The sequence below is a fragment of the Cellulomonas taurus genome, assembly GCF_012931845.1.
Classification (GTDB): Bacteria; Actinomycetota; Actinomycetes; order Actinomycetales; family Cellulomonadaceae; genus Cellulomonas; species Cellulomonas taurus.
The window spans coordinates 1,895,116-1,908,983 of sequence record NZ_CP051884.1 but is presented as its reverse complement, the minus strand read 5'-3'; the positions used below and the strand labels follow the sequence as shown (position 1 = coordinate 1,908,983).

Below are 13,868 nucleotides of genomic sequence, written 5' to 3'. Positions count from 1 at the left end.
CACTTGCCCGGCCGGACCTATGCCCGTGCCATTGTGCCTGTTCGGGGGCTACCGTTCAGGTCATGGCTATCGATCCCCGTGCGGCACTCGACCGATTCATCGCCGCGCTCGAGGCGCACTACACGGCCGTGGCGACCCGGCAGACCGAGGACGACTCCCGGGTGGACGACGCCTACGACGTGCTGGCCGACGCCTTCGAGGTCTACGACGAGGCGCTGGTCACCATCCACGGCGAGTCGACGCCGTTCTTCCTCGAGGACGAGGACCTCGAGGACGACGAGCACGACGACGACGATGACGAGCACGATGACGACGAGCACGACGATGCCGACGGCGTCGACGACGATGAGCTCGACTACGACCTCGACGACCACCTGGACGAGGACGAGGACTGACCTCCGCCCTTCCCGGGGGACCTGGGGGTCGGCATCCTGCCGACCTCGGCAGCTCGCGCCGCCGCCGCGCTGAGGTCGGCAGTTCGCGCCACCGCCGCGCTGAGGTCGGCACCTCGCGCCGCCGCCGCGCCGAGGTCGGCACCTCGCGCCGCCGCCGCGCCGAGGTCGGCAGTTCGCGCCCGAAGTCGGCAGTTGGCCGGGCCCTCATTGGCGCAGAGTGACGACTTCACGGCTGACGGCGGGCCGAGCTGGCGCGGCGGACGGGGGACGGCGGGCCCGGTTGGCTCGGGGGACGGGGCCGTCGGATGGGGGCCGGTCAGCGGCGCTCGGGGTAGCCCATCGCCGGGGCGCTGACCTCGTCCAGCGCCAGCACGATCTCCGGCGGCAGCACCAGGTCGTCGGCGGCCAGCGAATCGCGCAGCTGCGCCGGGGTCCGGGCGCCGACGATCGACGACGCCACCTGCGACCGCACCCGCAGCCAGGCCAGCGCCACCTCCAGGGGCGTCCGGTCCAGGCCTCGCGCCGCGGTGACCACGGCCTCGACCACGCCCGCCGACTCACCACCGAGGTACGGCTGCACGAAGCCCGCCAGGTGCGGGGAGGCGGCCCGGGAGTCGGCGGGCACCGTGCGCCGGTACTTGCCGGTCAGCACGCCACGGCCGAGCGGCGACCAGGCGAGCACGCCCACGCCCAGGTCGGCGGCCGCCGGCAGCACCTCGCGTTCGATCCCGCGCTGCAGCAGCGAGTACTCGGCCTCCACCGCTGCCAGCCCCGGGTCGTCGCTGAGCAGGGTCGCCGCCCGCGCCACCTGCCACCCGGCGTGGTTGGACAGCCCGACGTACCGAGCCCGGCCGGAGTCCACGGCACGACGCAGCGCGGACACCGTCTCGGCCAGCGGTGTGCGCGGGTCGGGGGTCTGCACCAGCCAGAGGTCGACGTGGTCGGTGCCGAGCCGGCGCAGCGAGGCGTCCAACGTGCTCAGCAGCGACCCGCGCGAGGCGTCCACCACGCCGTGCCGCGCACCCGCCTTGCTGCACAGCACCAGCTCGTCCCGGTCGACCACCTGACCGATCAGGCTGCCGAGCAGTTCCTCCGCGCCGCCGTCGGCGTAGGAGGCCGAGGTGTCCACCAGGGTGCCACCGGCCTCCGCGAAGTCGCGCAGCTGTTCGGCGGCGTCGTGCTCATCGGTGTCCCGGGACCAGGTGAGGGTGCCCAGACCGAGGTGGGAGACCCGTAGGCCGGTGCGTCCGAGCTGGCGCTGTTCCATGCCCGCAGGTTATCGGCCCCGGCTCCCGTGCTTCCGGGCGCCGCGCGGTTAGGGTGACTCCCCGTGAGCATCTGGGAAGCCATCGTCCTGGGCCTGGTCCAGGGTCTGACCGAGTTCCTGCCGGTGTCGTCGAGTGCGCACCTGCGGATCGTGGGGGAGCTGATCGGCTCCGGTGACCCGGGGGCGGCGTTCACGGCCATCACCCAGATCGGCACCGAGGTCGCGGTGCTGCTCTACTTCCGCAACGACATCAAGCGGATCTGCGTGCACTGGTGGCGGGCGGTCCGTGGTGACCTCGGCTCGGACTGGAAGTCGCGGATCGGCATGCCGGAGGGTCGCGCGAAGGACCCGGACGCGCTGATGGCCTGGTTCATCGCGCTGGGGTCGATCCCGATCGTGGTGCTCGGCGTGCTGTTCCAGGACGCGATCGAGGCGCCGTTCCGCAGCCTGTGGGTGATCGCGGCGACCCTGGTGGTGTTCGCGCTGATCCTGGACTGGGCCGACCGACGCGGCGCGAACGACCGGGTGCTGACCGACCTGACGCCCAAGCACGCGGTGTTCTTCGGTCTGGCGCAGGCGATGGCCCTGGTGCCGGGGGTGTCCCGCTCCGGGGGCACCATCACCGCCGGACGCCTGATGGGCTACTCCCGCGAGGCGTCCGCCCGGTACTCGTTCTTCCTTGCGGTGCCCGCGGTGCTCGGCTCGGGGCTCTACCAGCTGGGCAAGAGCGTCGGTGACTTCGGCACCGCCGGGACCCCCGGGGTCGCGGCCACCCTGGTCGCCACCATCGTGGCCTTCGTGGTCGGGTACGTGGTGATCATCGCGTTCCTGAAGATCGTCTCCACCTACTCCTACCGGCCGTTCGTGATCTACCGGATCGCGCTGGCGGCGGTGGTCGTCCTGCTGCTGGTCTTCGGGGTGCTGCACCCGCTCGCCGGGGCGTGACCCGTCCGGCTCAGAGCCAGCCCGACCGCTTGAACAGCCGGAACAGCACGAAGGCGGATCCCGCCATCAGCACCAGCGACGCCGGGTAACCGATCAGCCAGTGCAGCTCGGGCATGTGCCGGAAGTTCATCCCGTAGATCCCGGCGATCAGGGTGGGCACGGCGATGATCGCCGCCCAGGCCGAGATCTTGCGCATGTCCTCGTTCTGCCGGACCGACACCTGCGACAGGTACACCGACAGCATGTCGCCGAGCAGGTCGTCGTGGGAGTCGAGGTGCCGGTCGACCTTGTCCAGCGCGGTGTCCAGCCGCCGCATCCAGCGCATGGTCCTGGTCTCCTTGCTCGACTCCTCCTGGTCGGCGATCAGTTCGGGGAAGGCCGCGAGCAGTGGCACCAGGGCGCGGCGAGCCTCGGCGATCTCCCGTTTGAGGTCGTAGACCACCTGCGCCGGGTCGGCGGCGGCGCGGTCGCCGAAGATCACCCGTTCGGTGTCCGCCACCGCCTCCCCGATGCCGACCTCGACGTCGCTGGCGCGGCCGACCAGGGCGACCAGTGCGGCCGCGAAGACCTGTGCCCCGGGTGGTTCGGGCAGGTGGTCGTCGCCGTCCAGCCGGTCCAGGACGTCCTGCAGCAGGTTACCCGGGCCCTCCTCGGCGGTGAGGGTCACGTCGTCGACGACCAGGGTGGCCCACATCCCGGTGCTCACCTGCTGGGTGTCGGCATCCCAGTGCAGGGTCTGGCTGAGCAGGAACCGCCCGCCGCCGGGGAGTTTGCGCAACTGCGCCCGGCGCGGATGCCGCTCGCCGGGCACCGCCACCGAGCGCCGGACCGACGACTCCGGGATGCCTGCCTGCCGGGCGGCGTCGGCCAACGCCTCGAAGGAGTCGACATGCACCCACGCGGCGGGCGGCTCGGCACCGGCCAACCGGGGGAGCAGTCCGTCGACGTCGATCTGCTGCCAGCCGTCCTGGCCGTGCACCCATGCGTTCTCCACCCGGGCATTGTGCCGGTTAGGCTTCCGGGGTGCTGACCTGGCCCGCCCCGCAGATTCCCGAACTCCCCGGCGAGGGCCGGCCGATCCAGGTGCGGGACAGCTCCACCGGTGAGCTGGTGGTCGCCGCCCCGGGGCAGGACGCCCGGCTGTACGTCTGCGGCATCACCCCGTACGACGCGACCCACCTCGGGCACGCGTCGACCTACGTGGCCTTCGACCTGCTGCTGCGCGGCTGGATCGACGAGGGCAAGACGGTGCGTTACGCCTCCAACGTCACCGATGTGGACGACCCGCTGCTGGAACGCGCGCAGGCCACCGGCGTCGACTGGCAGGACCTGGCCACCGACCAGATCGCGCTGTACCGCGAGGACATGACGGCCCTCGGCGTCATCCCGCCGGATGTCTACACCGGTGCCGTGGAGTCGGTGCCGGACGTGGTGCGCGCGGTGGAGGCACTGGTCGCCGCGGGTGCCGCCTACCGGGTGCCCAGCGTGGACGCCGGTGACGACTACTACGCCGACCTGTCCGTCGACCCGGACTTCGGGCGGGTGGCCCGCCTGGACGCCGAGACGATGCGGACGTTCTTCGGTGAGCGCGGTGGCGACCCCGACCGGCCCGGCAAGCGACACGAGCTGGACCCGCTGCTGTGGCGTGCCGCCCGCGCGGGTGAGCCCGCCTGGGACGGCGGGACTCTGGGTGCCGGGCGGCCCGGCTGGCACATCGAGTGCGCGGTGATCGCGCGGGACGGCCTCGGTCTGCCCTTCGACGTGCAGGGCGGCGGCAACGATCTGCGCTTCCCGCACCACGAGATGTCCACCTCGCACGCGCGGCTGCTGGACGAGGGTCACGGCGCCCGCACCCACGTGCACACCGGCATGGTGGGGCTGCACGGGGAGAAGATGAGCAAGTCCCTGGGCAACCTGGTGCTGGTCTCCAGGCTTCGGGAGCAGGGCGTCGACCCGATGGCGGTGCGGCTCGCGATCCTGGCGCACCACTACGCCGCCGACTGGGAGTGGACCGACACCGTGCTGGCCGAGGCGGTCGCGCGCTGGGAGCGCTGGCGGGCGGCGGTGTCCGGGAACGGCGGCCCGGCTGCCGACGACACCCTCGCCGCGATCCGCGCCGCGCTGGCCGACGACCTGGACGCACCCCGTGCGCTGCGCGCCGTGGACGCCTGGGCCGAACTGTCGCTGTCCGGCTCGGTGCCGGACGCCGAGCTGGTCGAGGGCGCTCCGGGTGTGATCGCCCGGGCGGTGAACGCGCTGCTGGGCGTGCGGCTCTAGGCGGTCGTGCGCGTCGGCGGGGAGTCCGGCCGGAGGTGGCCGGCGCTCCGCCGGGTCACTGGACGGAGTCGAGCCATGCTCGCGGGTCGGCCGCGGTGCACAGCGAACCGCCCGAGACGACCCAATCGGCACCGTGCGCCGCGCAGGATCTGGCCAGTGCCGGGGTGACCCCGCCGTCGACCCCCAGCTCCCCTCGGGTGGCGGTGGCTGACGCAGCCGGGCCCGGTTGTGTGCCCGACCGCAGCGCAGCCAGCCGCGCCAGGGTGTCCGGGCGGAAGGCCGCTCCGGCCCGGCCCGGGGTGATCGACATCAGCAGCACCACCGTCCCGGCGGGCAGACCCGCCGGCAGTGCGGCGGGGGTGTGCGGGGACAGGGCGATCCCCGGTGTCGCACCGAGTGCCACCACCAGGTCCAGCGCCGCGCGCCAGCCGGTGGCCTCCACGTGCACGATCACCCGCTCGCACACCGCCGCCCAGGCGGCGACCTGCTCCGCCGGTTCGGTCACCATCAGATGCGCCTCGCCGGGCAGCCCGGTCCGGGCCGTGATCGCGGCCGCCTCGTCCGGGGTGAAGCCACCCGGTGCGGCGAAGTCCCCGTCGGAGACGTCCCAGTGCCAGCGCCGCAGTCCGGCGGCCGCCAGCCGGTCGGCCAGGACCGGGCGCTCGGCGGGCGGCACCGACCACAGCGACGCGGCGACCAGGGTCACCGTCGTCCCTGCTCGACCCGGGGGAGGGTCAGGACCGCCTCGGCCAGGGCGCGGTCGCAGACCAGTTCGGTGACCAGCCCGGCCCGCACCACCGCGGCGAGCGCCCGGGCCTTGCGCGCCCCACCGGCGACGGCCACCACCCGGGGGATCCGGCGCATCTGATCGGGGGAGATGGTCAGGCACCGTGCCTGGAAGTCCGGCGCCACCGCCTCGCCGTCGTCGGCGACCAGGATCGAGGCGACCTCGGCGACCACCCCGCGCGCGAGCAGGTCGGCCTGTTCCCGCTCGCCGACCGTGCGCAGCAGCTGGGACTCGGGCGGGTCCCACGACCCGACACTGACCACGGCGGTGGACAGGGCGTCGAACTGGTCGAGGGCGGCGGCGACGTCGGGTTGGCGGCGCAGCGCCTCGGCGGTCTCCGGCGAGTCGACCACCAAGGGGGCGAAGATCGGCCGGGCGGTGCCGCCGGAGCTCAGGGCCACCCGCCGGACCACCTCCACCGGTGAGTCGGCCAGGTCGGTGCCGATCGCCCCGGTCAGCTGCACCACGTCCAGGGGCGGCAGCGGTGGCATCGAGGCGCTCATCGCGGTGAGGGTGCGCCCCCAGGCGAGGCCGAGCACCTCACCCGGACGCAGGGTGGCTCCGAGCAGCTCCGCGGCCGCCTCGCCGACCTGGCGTCGGACCTCGGAGTCGTCGCCGCTGGACTCGATCACCGTGACCCGGGACAGACCCAGGTGGTCCTGGACCTGCGCCGAGATGCCGGGCAGGCGTAGTCCGCCGTCCTGGATGGTGATCGTGACCACCCCTTGGTCGCGGGCCTGTTCCAGCAGCCGGGCGACCTTGAACCGGGAGACGCCCAGCTCCTCGCCGATCAGCTTCTTGGGGGCGTCGTCCAGGTAGTAGCGCCGGGCGGCGCGGACCATCTGCTCCCAGTCCTCCGAAGTGCTCATGTGAGCACTGTAGACCGAATCCGACGCACATTTGTGACATTGAGGGCTTGAGTTGGGTCGCATCGCCGCGTAGTGTCCAAGCTGTCAGGTGAGCGCCAGAACTGCTCACATGAGCACCGGTCCACTGCGAGGAGGCAGAGGCATGGCGAAGCGACGACGGTTCCCCGAAGAGCTCGGGATCGGGGTGGTCATCGTCCTGGTGGTGGCGATCTTCTCCCTGATGTCGCCCACGTTCCGGACAGTGGACAACGCGAACCTGCTGCTGCTGAACGGCGCGGTGATCGCCTTCCTGGCGATGGGACAGGCATTCGTGCTGCTCACCGGCGGCATCGACCTGTCCACCGGGTCCAACATCGCGCTGACCGGCATGATCGCCGCGCTCACCATGCGGGCCGGACTGCCCTGGTGGCTCGCGGCCCTCGCCGCACTGGCGGTCGGCGCTCTGGTCGGCGTCATCAACGGCGCCCTGATCCACTACCTGAAACTGCCACCGTTCATCGTCACCTTCGCCGCCTTCGGCGTCGCCGCCAGCATCCCGCTGATCCTCACCGGGGCGAGCTCGGTCAACGTGACCGACCCGATGTTCGCGGTGATCGGGCGCGGGTCGCTGTTCGGCATCCCGATGCCGGTGGTGCTGGTCGCGGTCTTCGTGGTGATCCTCACCGTCCTGCTGCGGTTGACCCCCACCGGCGTGCGGATCTACGCGGTGGGCGGCAATGCCGAGACCGCCCGGCTGTCCGGCATCGCGATCGGCCGGGTCACGATGCTGGTCTACGCGATCAGCGGGTTCTGTGCCGGGATGGGCGGGCTGATCACCACCAGCCGCCTGATGGTCGGCTACCCCTCCGCCGGATCCGGCAACGAGCTCTTCTACTCGATCGCCGCCGCGGTGGTCGGCGGGGTGTCGCTGTTCGGCGGGATCGGGTCCCTGCCCGGTGCGCTGCTGGGCGCCATCCTGATCGCCACCGTCTCGAACGGCATGAATGTGGTCGGGGTCCAGTCCTACTGGCAGCCGCTGGTGATCGGTCTGATCATCCTCGGCGGCGTGATCATCGACACCTACCGTCGCCAGTCGTCGCTCAGCGACCTGCTCAGACGGACCCTGCGCCGGCCCGACGGCCCTGCGTCCAGCACCCCCGACAGCCCCAGTCCGGCGAGCCGCGACACCGCGGCCGCACGGAGCTGATCCCCACCCCCCACCAGCACGAGGAGACAGAGCAATGAAGCGACGCCACCTGCTGACCGGCCCCGCCACGATCGGCGTGATCTGGGCGCTGAGCGCCTGCGGTGCCGTGGACACCGGAGCCGGCTCCGGCGGCGGTTCCACCGACGGTGACACCACCGCCGCCCAGGAACTGCCCGCCAGCTGCTCGGACGACATCCCCTTCCTGGCCGTGGCCCTGCCCAACCTGACCAATCCGTACTACGTGGCGATGAAGCAGGGCTTCGAGGACGCCGGCAAGGAGCAGGGCTTCACCGTCGAGGTGCAGATCGCCGACGACGACGACGCCAACCAGCTCTCGCAGGTGCAGTCGATGCTCCAGAAGAAGCCGTGCGCGCTGGCCCTGAACCCGGTGAAGTCGGAGCCGGCCGCCGCGCTGGTCAAGGCCGCCAACGACGCCGGGGTGCCGGTGTTCGTGGTGAACGTCGGGGTCGACCCGGACGCGCTGCAGGCGCAGGGTGGGCACATCGTGCAGTACCTCGGTGCCGACAACGCCGAGGGCGGCAAGCAGTCGGCGGAGCAGGTCCTGGCCGACTTCGGGGCCGACGCGGAGCTGACGATCGGCTTCGTCACCGAGCCCGACGAGACGCCCACCCAGCAGCGCGACCAGGGCTTCGAGGACGCGATCGCCGCCGACCCCAACGCGAAGGTGGTCGCCCGGGTGGACGGCAACGTCAAGCCGGACGACTCGCTCCGGGCCACCACGGAGATGCTGTCCGGCAACCCGGACATCAACGTGATCTTCGCGTCCACCGGTCCGGCCGCCTACGGCGCGTTGCAGGCGCTGGGCAGCAACTCCACGGTGAAGGTCTACGGGTTCTGCGCCGCGGAGACCGCGCTGACCGACCAGTACCCGGGCTGCGTGGCCCAGGAGCCGGAGGCCTACGGCGCCGACGTGGTGCAGCAGGTCCGGGACTACGTGGACGGCAAGGAGGTCCAGCCGGAGGTGCTGAAGTCCCTCAAGGAGTTCACCACCGGGCAGACCCCCGGTCCGGGTGAGGTGGGCTGATCCGATGCTCGGCGTGCGGAAGATCGTCAAGCGGTACTCCGGGGTCACCGTGTTGCACGGGATCGACCTGGAGGTCCGGCCAGGAGACGTGGTCGGGCTGGTCGGGCACAACGGTGCGGGCAAGTCGACCCTGCTCCGGGTGATCTCCGGCGCCACCACCCCCGACCAGGGGAACATCGAGGTGGACGGGGTCCGGCAGGACATCGCCGGGCCCCGGGACGCCATCGCGGCCGGAGTCGCCACCGTGTACCAGGAGCTCTCGCTGCTGCCGAACCTGACCGTCACCCAGAACGTCTACCTGGGCGACGAGCGGTCCCGTGCCGGGATGCTCCGCCGGGAGGAGATGCGTACCGGTGCCCGGGAGCTGGTGGCGTCCTTCGGGCTGGACCTGGACGTCGACCGCAAGCTCGGTGAGTACCCGGTCGCGACCCGGCAGATGCTGGAGATCGCGGTCGCCACCCACCGCAAGGCGCGGTTCCTGCTGCTGGACGAGCCGACGACCGCCCTGGAGGGCACCCAGGTCGACCGGCTGCTGGAGATGGTCCGGCACCTGGCGCAGGAGCGTGGGCTGGGCATCGTGTTCGTCGATCACAAACTCGACGAGCTGTACGCGGTGTGCAACCGGGTGGCGGCGCTGGTGGACGGTCGACTGCGGATCGACGCCCGGGTGGACGAAGTGTCCCGGGACGACGTGGTCACCGCGATCGCCGGTGAGGAGGCGGCGGCCCCCGCGTCCGCCTCCTCACCGGTCCCGGCCGAAGTGGGCCGGGAGACCCGCGAGGTGGTGGCCGCCCTGCCGTCGAAGGGCCGGGGCGGCCGCCTCCTCGAGGTGCACGACCTGCACGCCGGCGGGGTGCACGGGGTCAGCCTGCGCGCCGAGCCGGGCCGGGTGCTCGGCATCTACGGCCTGGTCGGTGCCGGGCGGACCGAGACCCTGCGCGCCCTGGTCGGACTGAACCCGATCACGGCCGGACGGGTGCTGCTCGACGGGCAGCACCACCGGCCACGCACCCCGGCAGGGGCGCAGCGTGCCGGGCTGGTGTACCTGACCGAGGAACGCAAGCACGACGGGATCGTCCCCGGGCTGTCCTCGCCGCAGAACGTGGCGCTGCCGGTGCTCGGCCGGTACCGGCGGGCGGGATTCCTCGACCGGGCGGCGGTGCAGCGCGATGCCGAGGACCTGTTGGAACGGCTCCGGGTCCGGGGCGACCGGCACGGACCGGTGGTCCGGCTGTCCGGTGGTAACCAGCAGAAGGTGCTCCTGGCGCGGGCGATCGCGCAGCGGCCCCGGATCCTGCTCCTGGACGAACCCACCAAGGGCGTCGACCTGGGCGTGAAGGCGGAGATCCACCGGATCGTCCGGGCCCTCGCGCACGAGTCGGGCCTCACCGTGGTCCTGGTCTCCTCCGAGGAGGACGAGGTGGCCGAGGTCGCCGACGACGTGGTGGTGATGTCGCACGGCCGCACGAGCGGGACCCCGCTGACCGCCAAGGACCGCACCCCCCAGTCACTGCGCCGCGCCGCGTGGACCGCGGCATGACCCCCGGAGGCACCACCATGACCAGCAGCGCCGAGGACACCCTGCGCACCGCCCGCGAGCTGGTGCGACGGGAGGGCGGCGGCGTGGCAGCCGTGGCCGAGCAGCTCGACGACACCTTCCTGCGGGCGGTGGAACTCGTCGACGCCTGCACCGGGAAGGTGTTCGTCACCGGTTCCGGCACCTCCGGTGCGGTGGCACGCCGGATGGCCCATCTGCTGTCGGTCTGCGGGACACCGGCGGTGTTCCTGCCCGGGATGGACGCCCTGCACGGCACGATGGGCGCGGTCGCCGCCGGGGACCTGCTGATCACCATCTCCCGGGGCGGGGAGTCGGACGAGCTGAACGACCTCTCGGCCCGGGTGCAGCGCCGCGGTGTGCCGGTGATCGCCCTCACGGCGACGCCAGGATCCACCCTGGGTCTGCTCGCCGACCTCACCGTGGTGATCGACCCCGGGCCGGAGGTCGACCCCGGTGGGGTGATCGCGATGGGGTCGACCCTGGCCACCGCGGTGTGGGGCGACGCCCTGGCCGCTGTGCTGATGCGACGCCGGGGGTACGGGTGGGAACAGGTGCTGTTCACCCACCCGGCCGGGGCGGTGGGCAAGCGCGCCGACCTGCCGGACGAGCTCCCGCCGATCGGCGACCGCTGATGGGCGTGGTGGCGGGGGTGGACTCCTCCACCCAGTCGTGCACCGTGGAACTGCGGGACGCCGACGACGGTCGGGTGCTCGGCGCCGGACGGTCGCCGCATCCGGCCACCGCGCCCCCGGTCTCCGAGCAGGACCCGGAGGACTGGTGGTCGGCGCTCCGGCTCGCCCTGGCCGCTGCCCTGGACCAGGCAGGGCTGACCGCCGACCGGATCGACGCGGTGAGCATCGCCGCCCAGTGCCACGGCCTGGTGCTGCTGGACGAGGCCGACCGGGTGCTCCGGGCGGCGAAGCTGTGGAACGACACGACGTCGGCGCCCCAGGCGGCCGCGATGGTGGCGGACCTCGGAGCGTCCGGCTGGGCGGAGGCGGTCGGCTCGGTGCCCACCGCCGCGTTCACGATCACCAAACTCGCCTGGGTGGCCGCCCACGAGCCCGCGCTGCTGGATCGGGCACACCGGGTGCTGCTCCCGCACGACTGGCTCACCTTCCGCCTGACCGGCGAGGCGGTCACCGACCGCTCCGAGGCATCCGGCACGGGGTACTTCGCCGCCCACGAGGACCGCTACCGCACCGACTTGCTGGAGCGCTGGGTCCGGTCCGATCGGGACTGGGCGCCGATGCTGCCCCGGGTGGCCGGCCCCGACGAGGCCGTCGGACGGGCCGACACCCGGGCCGCCACCGCACTGGGCCTGCGCCGGGACGTGCTGGTCGGCGCCGGGGCGGGGGACCAGCACGCCGGAGCGCTCGGCATCGGGCTCGGACCCGGACAGGTGCTCTACTCCCTCGGCACCTCCGGGGTGGTGATGACCACGTCCGCGACCCCGGTGCACGACGGCACCGGCTGGGTGGACGGTGTCGCCGACGCCACCGGCGGCTGGTTGCCGCTGATGTGCTCGCTCAACTCCACCAAGGTCACCGACACCGTCGCCCGGCTGCTCGGCGTCGACCTGCCCGGGCTGGCGGCGCTGGCGCTCGCGGCCGAGCGGCGACCCGACCGGATGGTGCTGGCCGCCTACCTGGACGGCGAGCGGACTCCCGACCGCCCGGACGCGCGCGGGCTGCTGGGCGGACTGCGCTCGGACGTCACCCGCGAGGAACTGGCCCTGGCCGCCCACGAAGGGGTGATCCTCGGCCTGCTCCGCGGGCACCGGGCCATCCGGGCGGCGGGGGCGGCCGCCGACGGCGAGGTGGTGGTCGCCGGGGGCGGTGCACGCTCCGCCGCCTATCGGCAGGTGCTGGCCGACGCGCTGGGCCGCCCGGTCTCCACCCGGGAAGCCCCGGAGGCCACCGCCCGCGGTGCGGCGATCCAAGCAGCGGCCGTGCTCGCCCGTGCGCCGGTCACCACCGTGCGCGACAGCTGGGCCCCCGCCACCACCACGACCACCGACCCGGCGGCGGCGCTGCCCGAATCCGTGCTCGACCGCTACCGGGCGCTAGCCGAGTGGCGGCAACCGACCGAGAAGGAGTGACATGCGGCTGTACCTGGACTGCGCCGACCGGGCGGACCTCGGCCCGCTGCTCGACACCGGACTGTTCGCGGGGGTGACCACCAACCCGCTGATCCTCCAGCGCGGCGGCGTCCGACTGGCCGAGGTGCCACAGCTGGTGCGCTGGCTGCTGGACCGGGGAAGTGCGGAGGTGTTCGTGCAGACCACCGCTGCCGACACGACCGCGATCGTGGCCGAGGGCCGTGACCTGCGGCGGCTCTCGGACCGGCTCGTCGTGAAGATCCCGGCGACCAGGGACGGCCTGAGCGCGGCCCGGCGCCTCAGCGACGAGGGAGTGCCGGTGCTGATCACGGCGGTCTACCACCCGAAGCAGGCCCTCACCGCCGCCGCTGCCGGGGCGAGGTGGATCGCGCCCTACGTCGGGCGGATGACCGAGCAGGGTCGTGACGGGCACGAGCAGGTGGCCCAGATGCACCGCCTGCTCGCCGGGACCGGCACCGCGGTGCTGGCAGCGAGCATCCGCAGCACCGACGACGTGCGCCGCCTGGCCCTGGCCGGGGTCGACGCGGTGACCGTGGGTGCCGCGGTGGCGCGGGGGCTGTTCGACGAGCCGCTGACCGATGCCGCGGTGGCGGACTTCGACCGCGCGGTGGCCGAGCTCAGCTGATCGCGCCCGGGCGCCGCGGATCGGGGACGGCCGGGTCGTCGGCGGGCCGACTCACCGGGTGGGCAGGTGTCGCGCGTCGCGGCGGTACATCTGCGCGTGCCGGTGCAGCTCCGGCTGCCCGCTCGCCCGCGCGTGCTCGTCGGTCCAGTCCGCCAGCTCGGCCAGCCGGTCGACCATCGTCGCCAGCACCTCGGCCCGGGTCGGCGCGTCGTCGCCGTAGGAGGCGAGCAGGCTGTCCAGGCGGTGCAGCGGATCCAGGCCACCGGGGGTCGGGGTGTCCGAGCAGAACGAACACAGCCGGTACGCCAGGTAGGCCAGGTCCCACACCCGGGGTCCGGGGGAGGCCATGTCCACATCGATGAACCCGACCAGCCGACCGGCGGCATGGACCATGTTGTACGGTGCCGCGTCGTTCAGGCAGATCACCTCGGCGGGCTGATGGGCGGCCATCCGCCACGGCCCGGCGTCCACCGGGAACCCCTCGGTCGCGTCGTGCCAGATCCGCAGGAACGTCCCCGCCTGCTGCACGGTGCGCGGGTGCCACACCCAGTCCGGCAGCGGGAAGTCGCCGGTGTCGCCCGGGATCAAGCTGAGCATCTCCCGGCCCTGGTCGTCGACGCCCAGCGGGGTGGGGACCATCCAGGCGCCCCGGGCGCGCGCCCAGGCGAGCACGGCGTGCACCGTGGGGGTCCACGGGCCGGCGGTGCGGCGCACGGTGTCGCCGATCCGGACCACCTCGTTGACGTGCCCGCCGTCCAGCGGGTGCTCCTGCGGTTCCGGCGCGGCGGTCAT

14 protein-coding genes are annotated in these 13,868 nt (G+C 73.0%); 9 read left to right on the top strand and 5 right to left on the bottom strand.

Translation table 11 applies throughout. From position 1 onward, the window contains the following. Window positions 1–62: 62 nt before the first annotated feature. Window positions 63–395 carry a primosomal protein gene (locus tag HGK68_RS08915; RefSeq protein WP_169165641.1) on the top strand — a complete coding sequence of 111 codons (333 nt, stop codon included), beginning with the start codon at window positions 63–65 and terminating at the stop codon, window positions 393–395. A gap of 316 nt (window positions 396–711) precedes the next feature. Here HGK68_RS08915 and HGK68_RS08910 read toward each other — a convergent pair whose 3' ends face one another. Next, complete coding sequence (locus tag HGK68_RS08910; protein ID WP_169165640.1) at window positions 712–1,662, bottom strand: aldo/keto reductase; 951 nt, start codon at window positions 1,660–1,662, stop codon at window positions 712–714. Between the two features lie 63 nt (window positions 1,663–1,725). On the opposite strand from HGK68_RS08910, the gene HGK68_RS08905 reads away from it, so the two are divergent. Beyond that, a complete protein-coding gene (locus HGK68_RS08905) occupies window positions 1,726–2,607 on the top strand; it encodes an undecaprenyl-diphosphate phosphatase (RefSeq protein ID WP_169165639.1) in 882 nt (293 codons plus the stop codon). 10 nt (window positions 2,608–2,617) lie between these two features. Here the strand turns inward: HGK68_RS08905 and HGK68_RS08900 are convergent, their stop codons facing one another. Further along, window positions 2,618–3,601, bottom strand: a complete 984-nt coding sequence (locus HGK68_RS08900) for a CorA family divalent cation transporter (protein WP_169165638.1) — start codon at window positions 3,599–3,601, stop codon at window positions 2,618–2,620. A 29-nt stretch (window positions 3,602–3,630) separates the two neighbouring features. Here HGK68_RS08900 and mshC point away from each other — a divergent pair, with 29 nt between their 5' ends. Beyond that, the gene (gene mshC / locus HGK68_RS08895; protein WP_169165637.1) at window positions 3,631–4,884 is read left to right on the top strand and encodes a cysteine--1-D-myo-inosityl 2-amino-2-deoxy-alpha-D-glucopyranoside ligase; all 1,254 of its coding nucleotides are present in this window, start codon (window positions 3,631–3,633) and stop codon (window positions 4,882–4,884) included. A 55-nt stretch (window positions 4,885–4,939) separates the two neighbouring features. Here the strand turns inward: mshC and HGK68_RS08890 are convergent, their stop codons facing one another. Both HGK68_RS08890 and HGK68_RS08885 read right to left on the bottom strand, forming a co-directional pair. Then, entirely contained in the window at window positions 4,940–5,590 is a 651-nt protein-coding gene (locus HGK68_RS08890; protein ID WP_169165636.1) for a beta/alpha barrel domain-containing protein, read from the bottom strand. Continuing rightward, window positions 5,587–6,540, bottom strand: coding sequence for a sugar-binding transcriptional regulator (locus HGK68_RS08885; RefSeq protein WP_169165635.1), 954 nt, complete (start codon window positions 6,538–6,540; stop codon window positions 5,587–5,589). The genes HGK68_RS08890 and HGK68_RS08885 overlap by 4 nt, the downstream gene beginning before the upstream one ends. A 142-nt stretch (window positions 6,541–6,682) precedes the next feature. Here HGK68_RS08885 and HGK68_RS08880 point away from each other — a divergent pair, with 142 nt between their 5' ends. Genes HGK68_RS08880 through HGK68_RS08855 form a run of 6 tightly spaced genes read left to right on the top strand, consistent with a single transcriptional unit; the run spans window position 6,683 to window position 13,076 of the window. Continuing rightward, window positions 6,683–7,726 carry an ABC transporter permease gene (locus HGK68_RS08880; RefSeq protein ID WP_169165634.1) on the top strand — a complete coding sequence of 348 codons (1,044 nt, stop codon included), beginning with the start codon at window positions 6,683–6,685 and terminating at the stop codon, window positions 7,724–7,726. A gap of 34 nt (window positions 7,727–7,760) precedes the next feature. Beyond that, window positions 7,761–8,771: a substrate-binding domain-containing protein gene (locus HGK68_RS08875; protein ID WP_169165633.1), complete on the top strand. Its 1,011-nt coding sequence runs from the start codon at window positions 7,761–7,763 to the stop codon at window positions 8,769–8,771. A 13-nt stretch (window positions 8,772–8,784) separates the two neighbouring features. Next, complete coding sequence (locus HGK68_RS08870; RefSeq protein WP_169165632.1) at window positions 8,785–10,311, top strand: sugar ABC transporter ATP-binding protein; 1,527 nt, start codon at window positions 8,785–8,787, stop codon at window positions 10,309–10,311. Then, on the top strand, window positions 10,308–10,961 hold the full coding sequence (locus HGK68_RS08865) for a KpsF/GutQ family sugar-phosphate isomerase (RefSeq protein ID WP_246260234.1): 654 nt from the start codon (window positions 10,308–10,310) through the stop codon (window positions 10,959–10,961). Before HGK68_RS08870 ends, HGK68_RS08865 begins: the two co-directional genes overlap by 4 nt. A gap of 17 nt (window positions 10,962–10,978) precedes the next feature. Then, the gene (gene xylB, locus HGK68_RS08860) at window positions 10,979–12,430 is read left to right on the top strand and encodes a xylulokinase (protein WP_246260232.1); all 1,452 of its coding nucleotides are present in this window, start codon (window positions 10,979–10,981) and stop codon (window positions 12,428–12,430) included. Window position 12,431: 1 nt separating this feature from the next. Further along, window positions 12,432–13,076 carry a transaldolase family protein gene (locus tag HGK68_RS08855; protein ID WP_169165630.1) on the top strand — a complete coding sequence of 215 codons (645 nt, stop codon included), beginning with the start codon at window positions 12,432–12,434 and terminating at the stop codon, window positions 13,074–13,076. Between the two features lie 51 nt (window positions 13,077–13,127). Here HGK68_RS08855 and HGK68_RS08850 read toward each other — a convergent pair whose 3' ends face one another. Further along, the gene (locus HGK68_RS08850) at window positions 13,128–13,868 is read right to left on the bottom strand and encodes a phosphotransferase (protein ID WP_169165629.1); all 741 of its coding nucleotides are present in this window, start codon (window positions 13,866–13,868) and stop codon (window positions 13,128–13,130) included.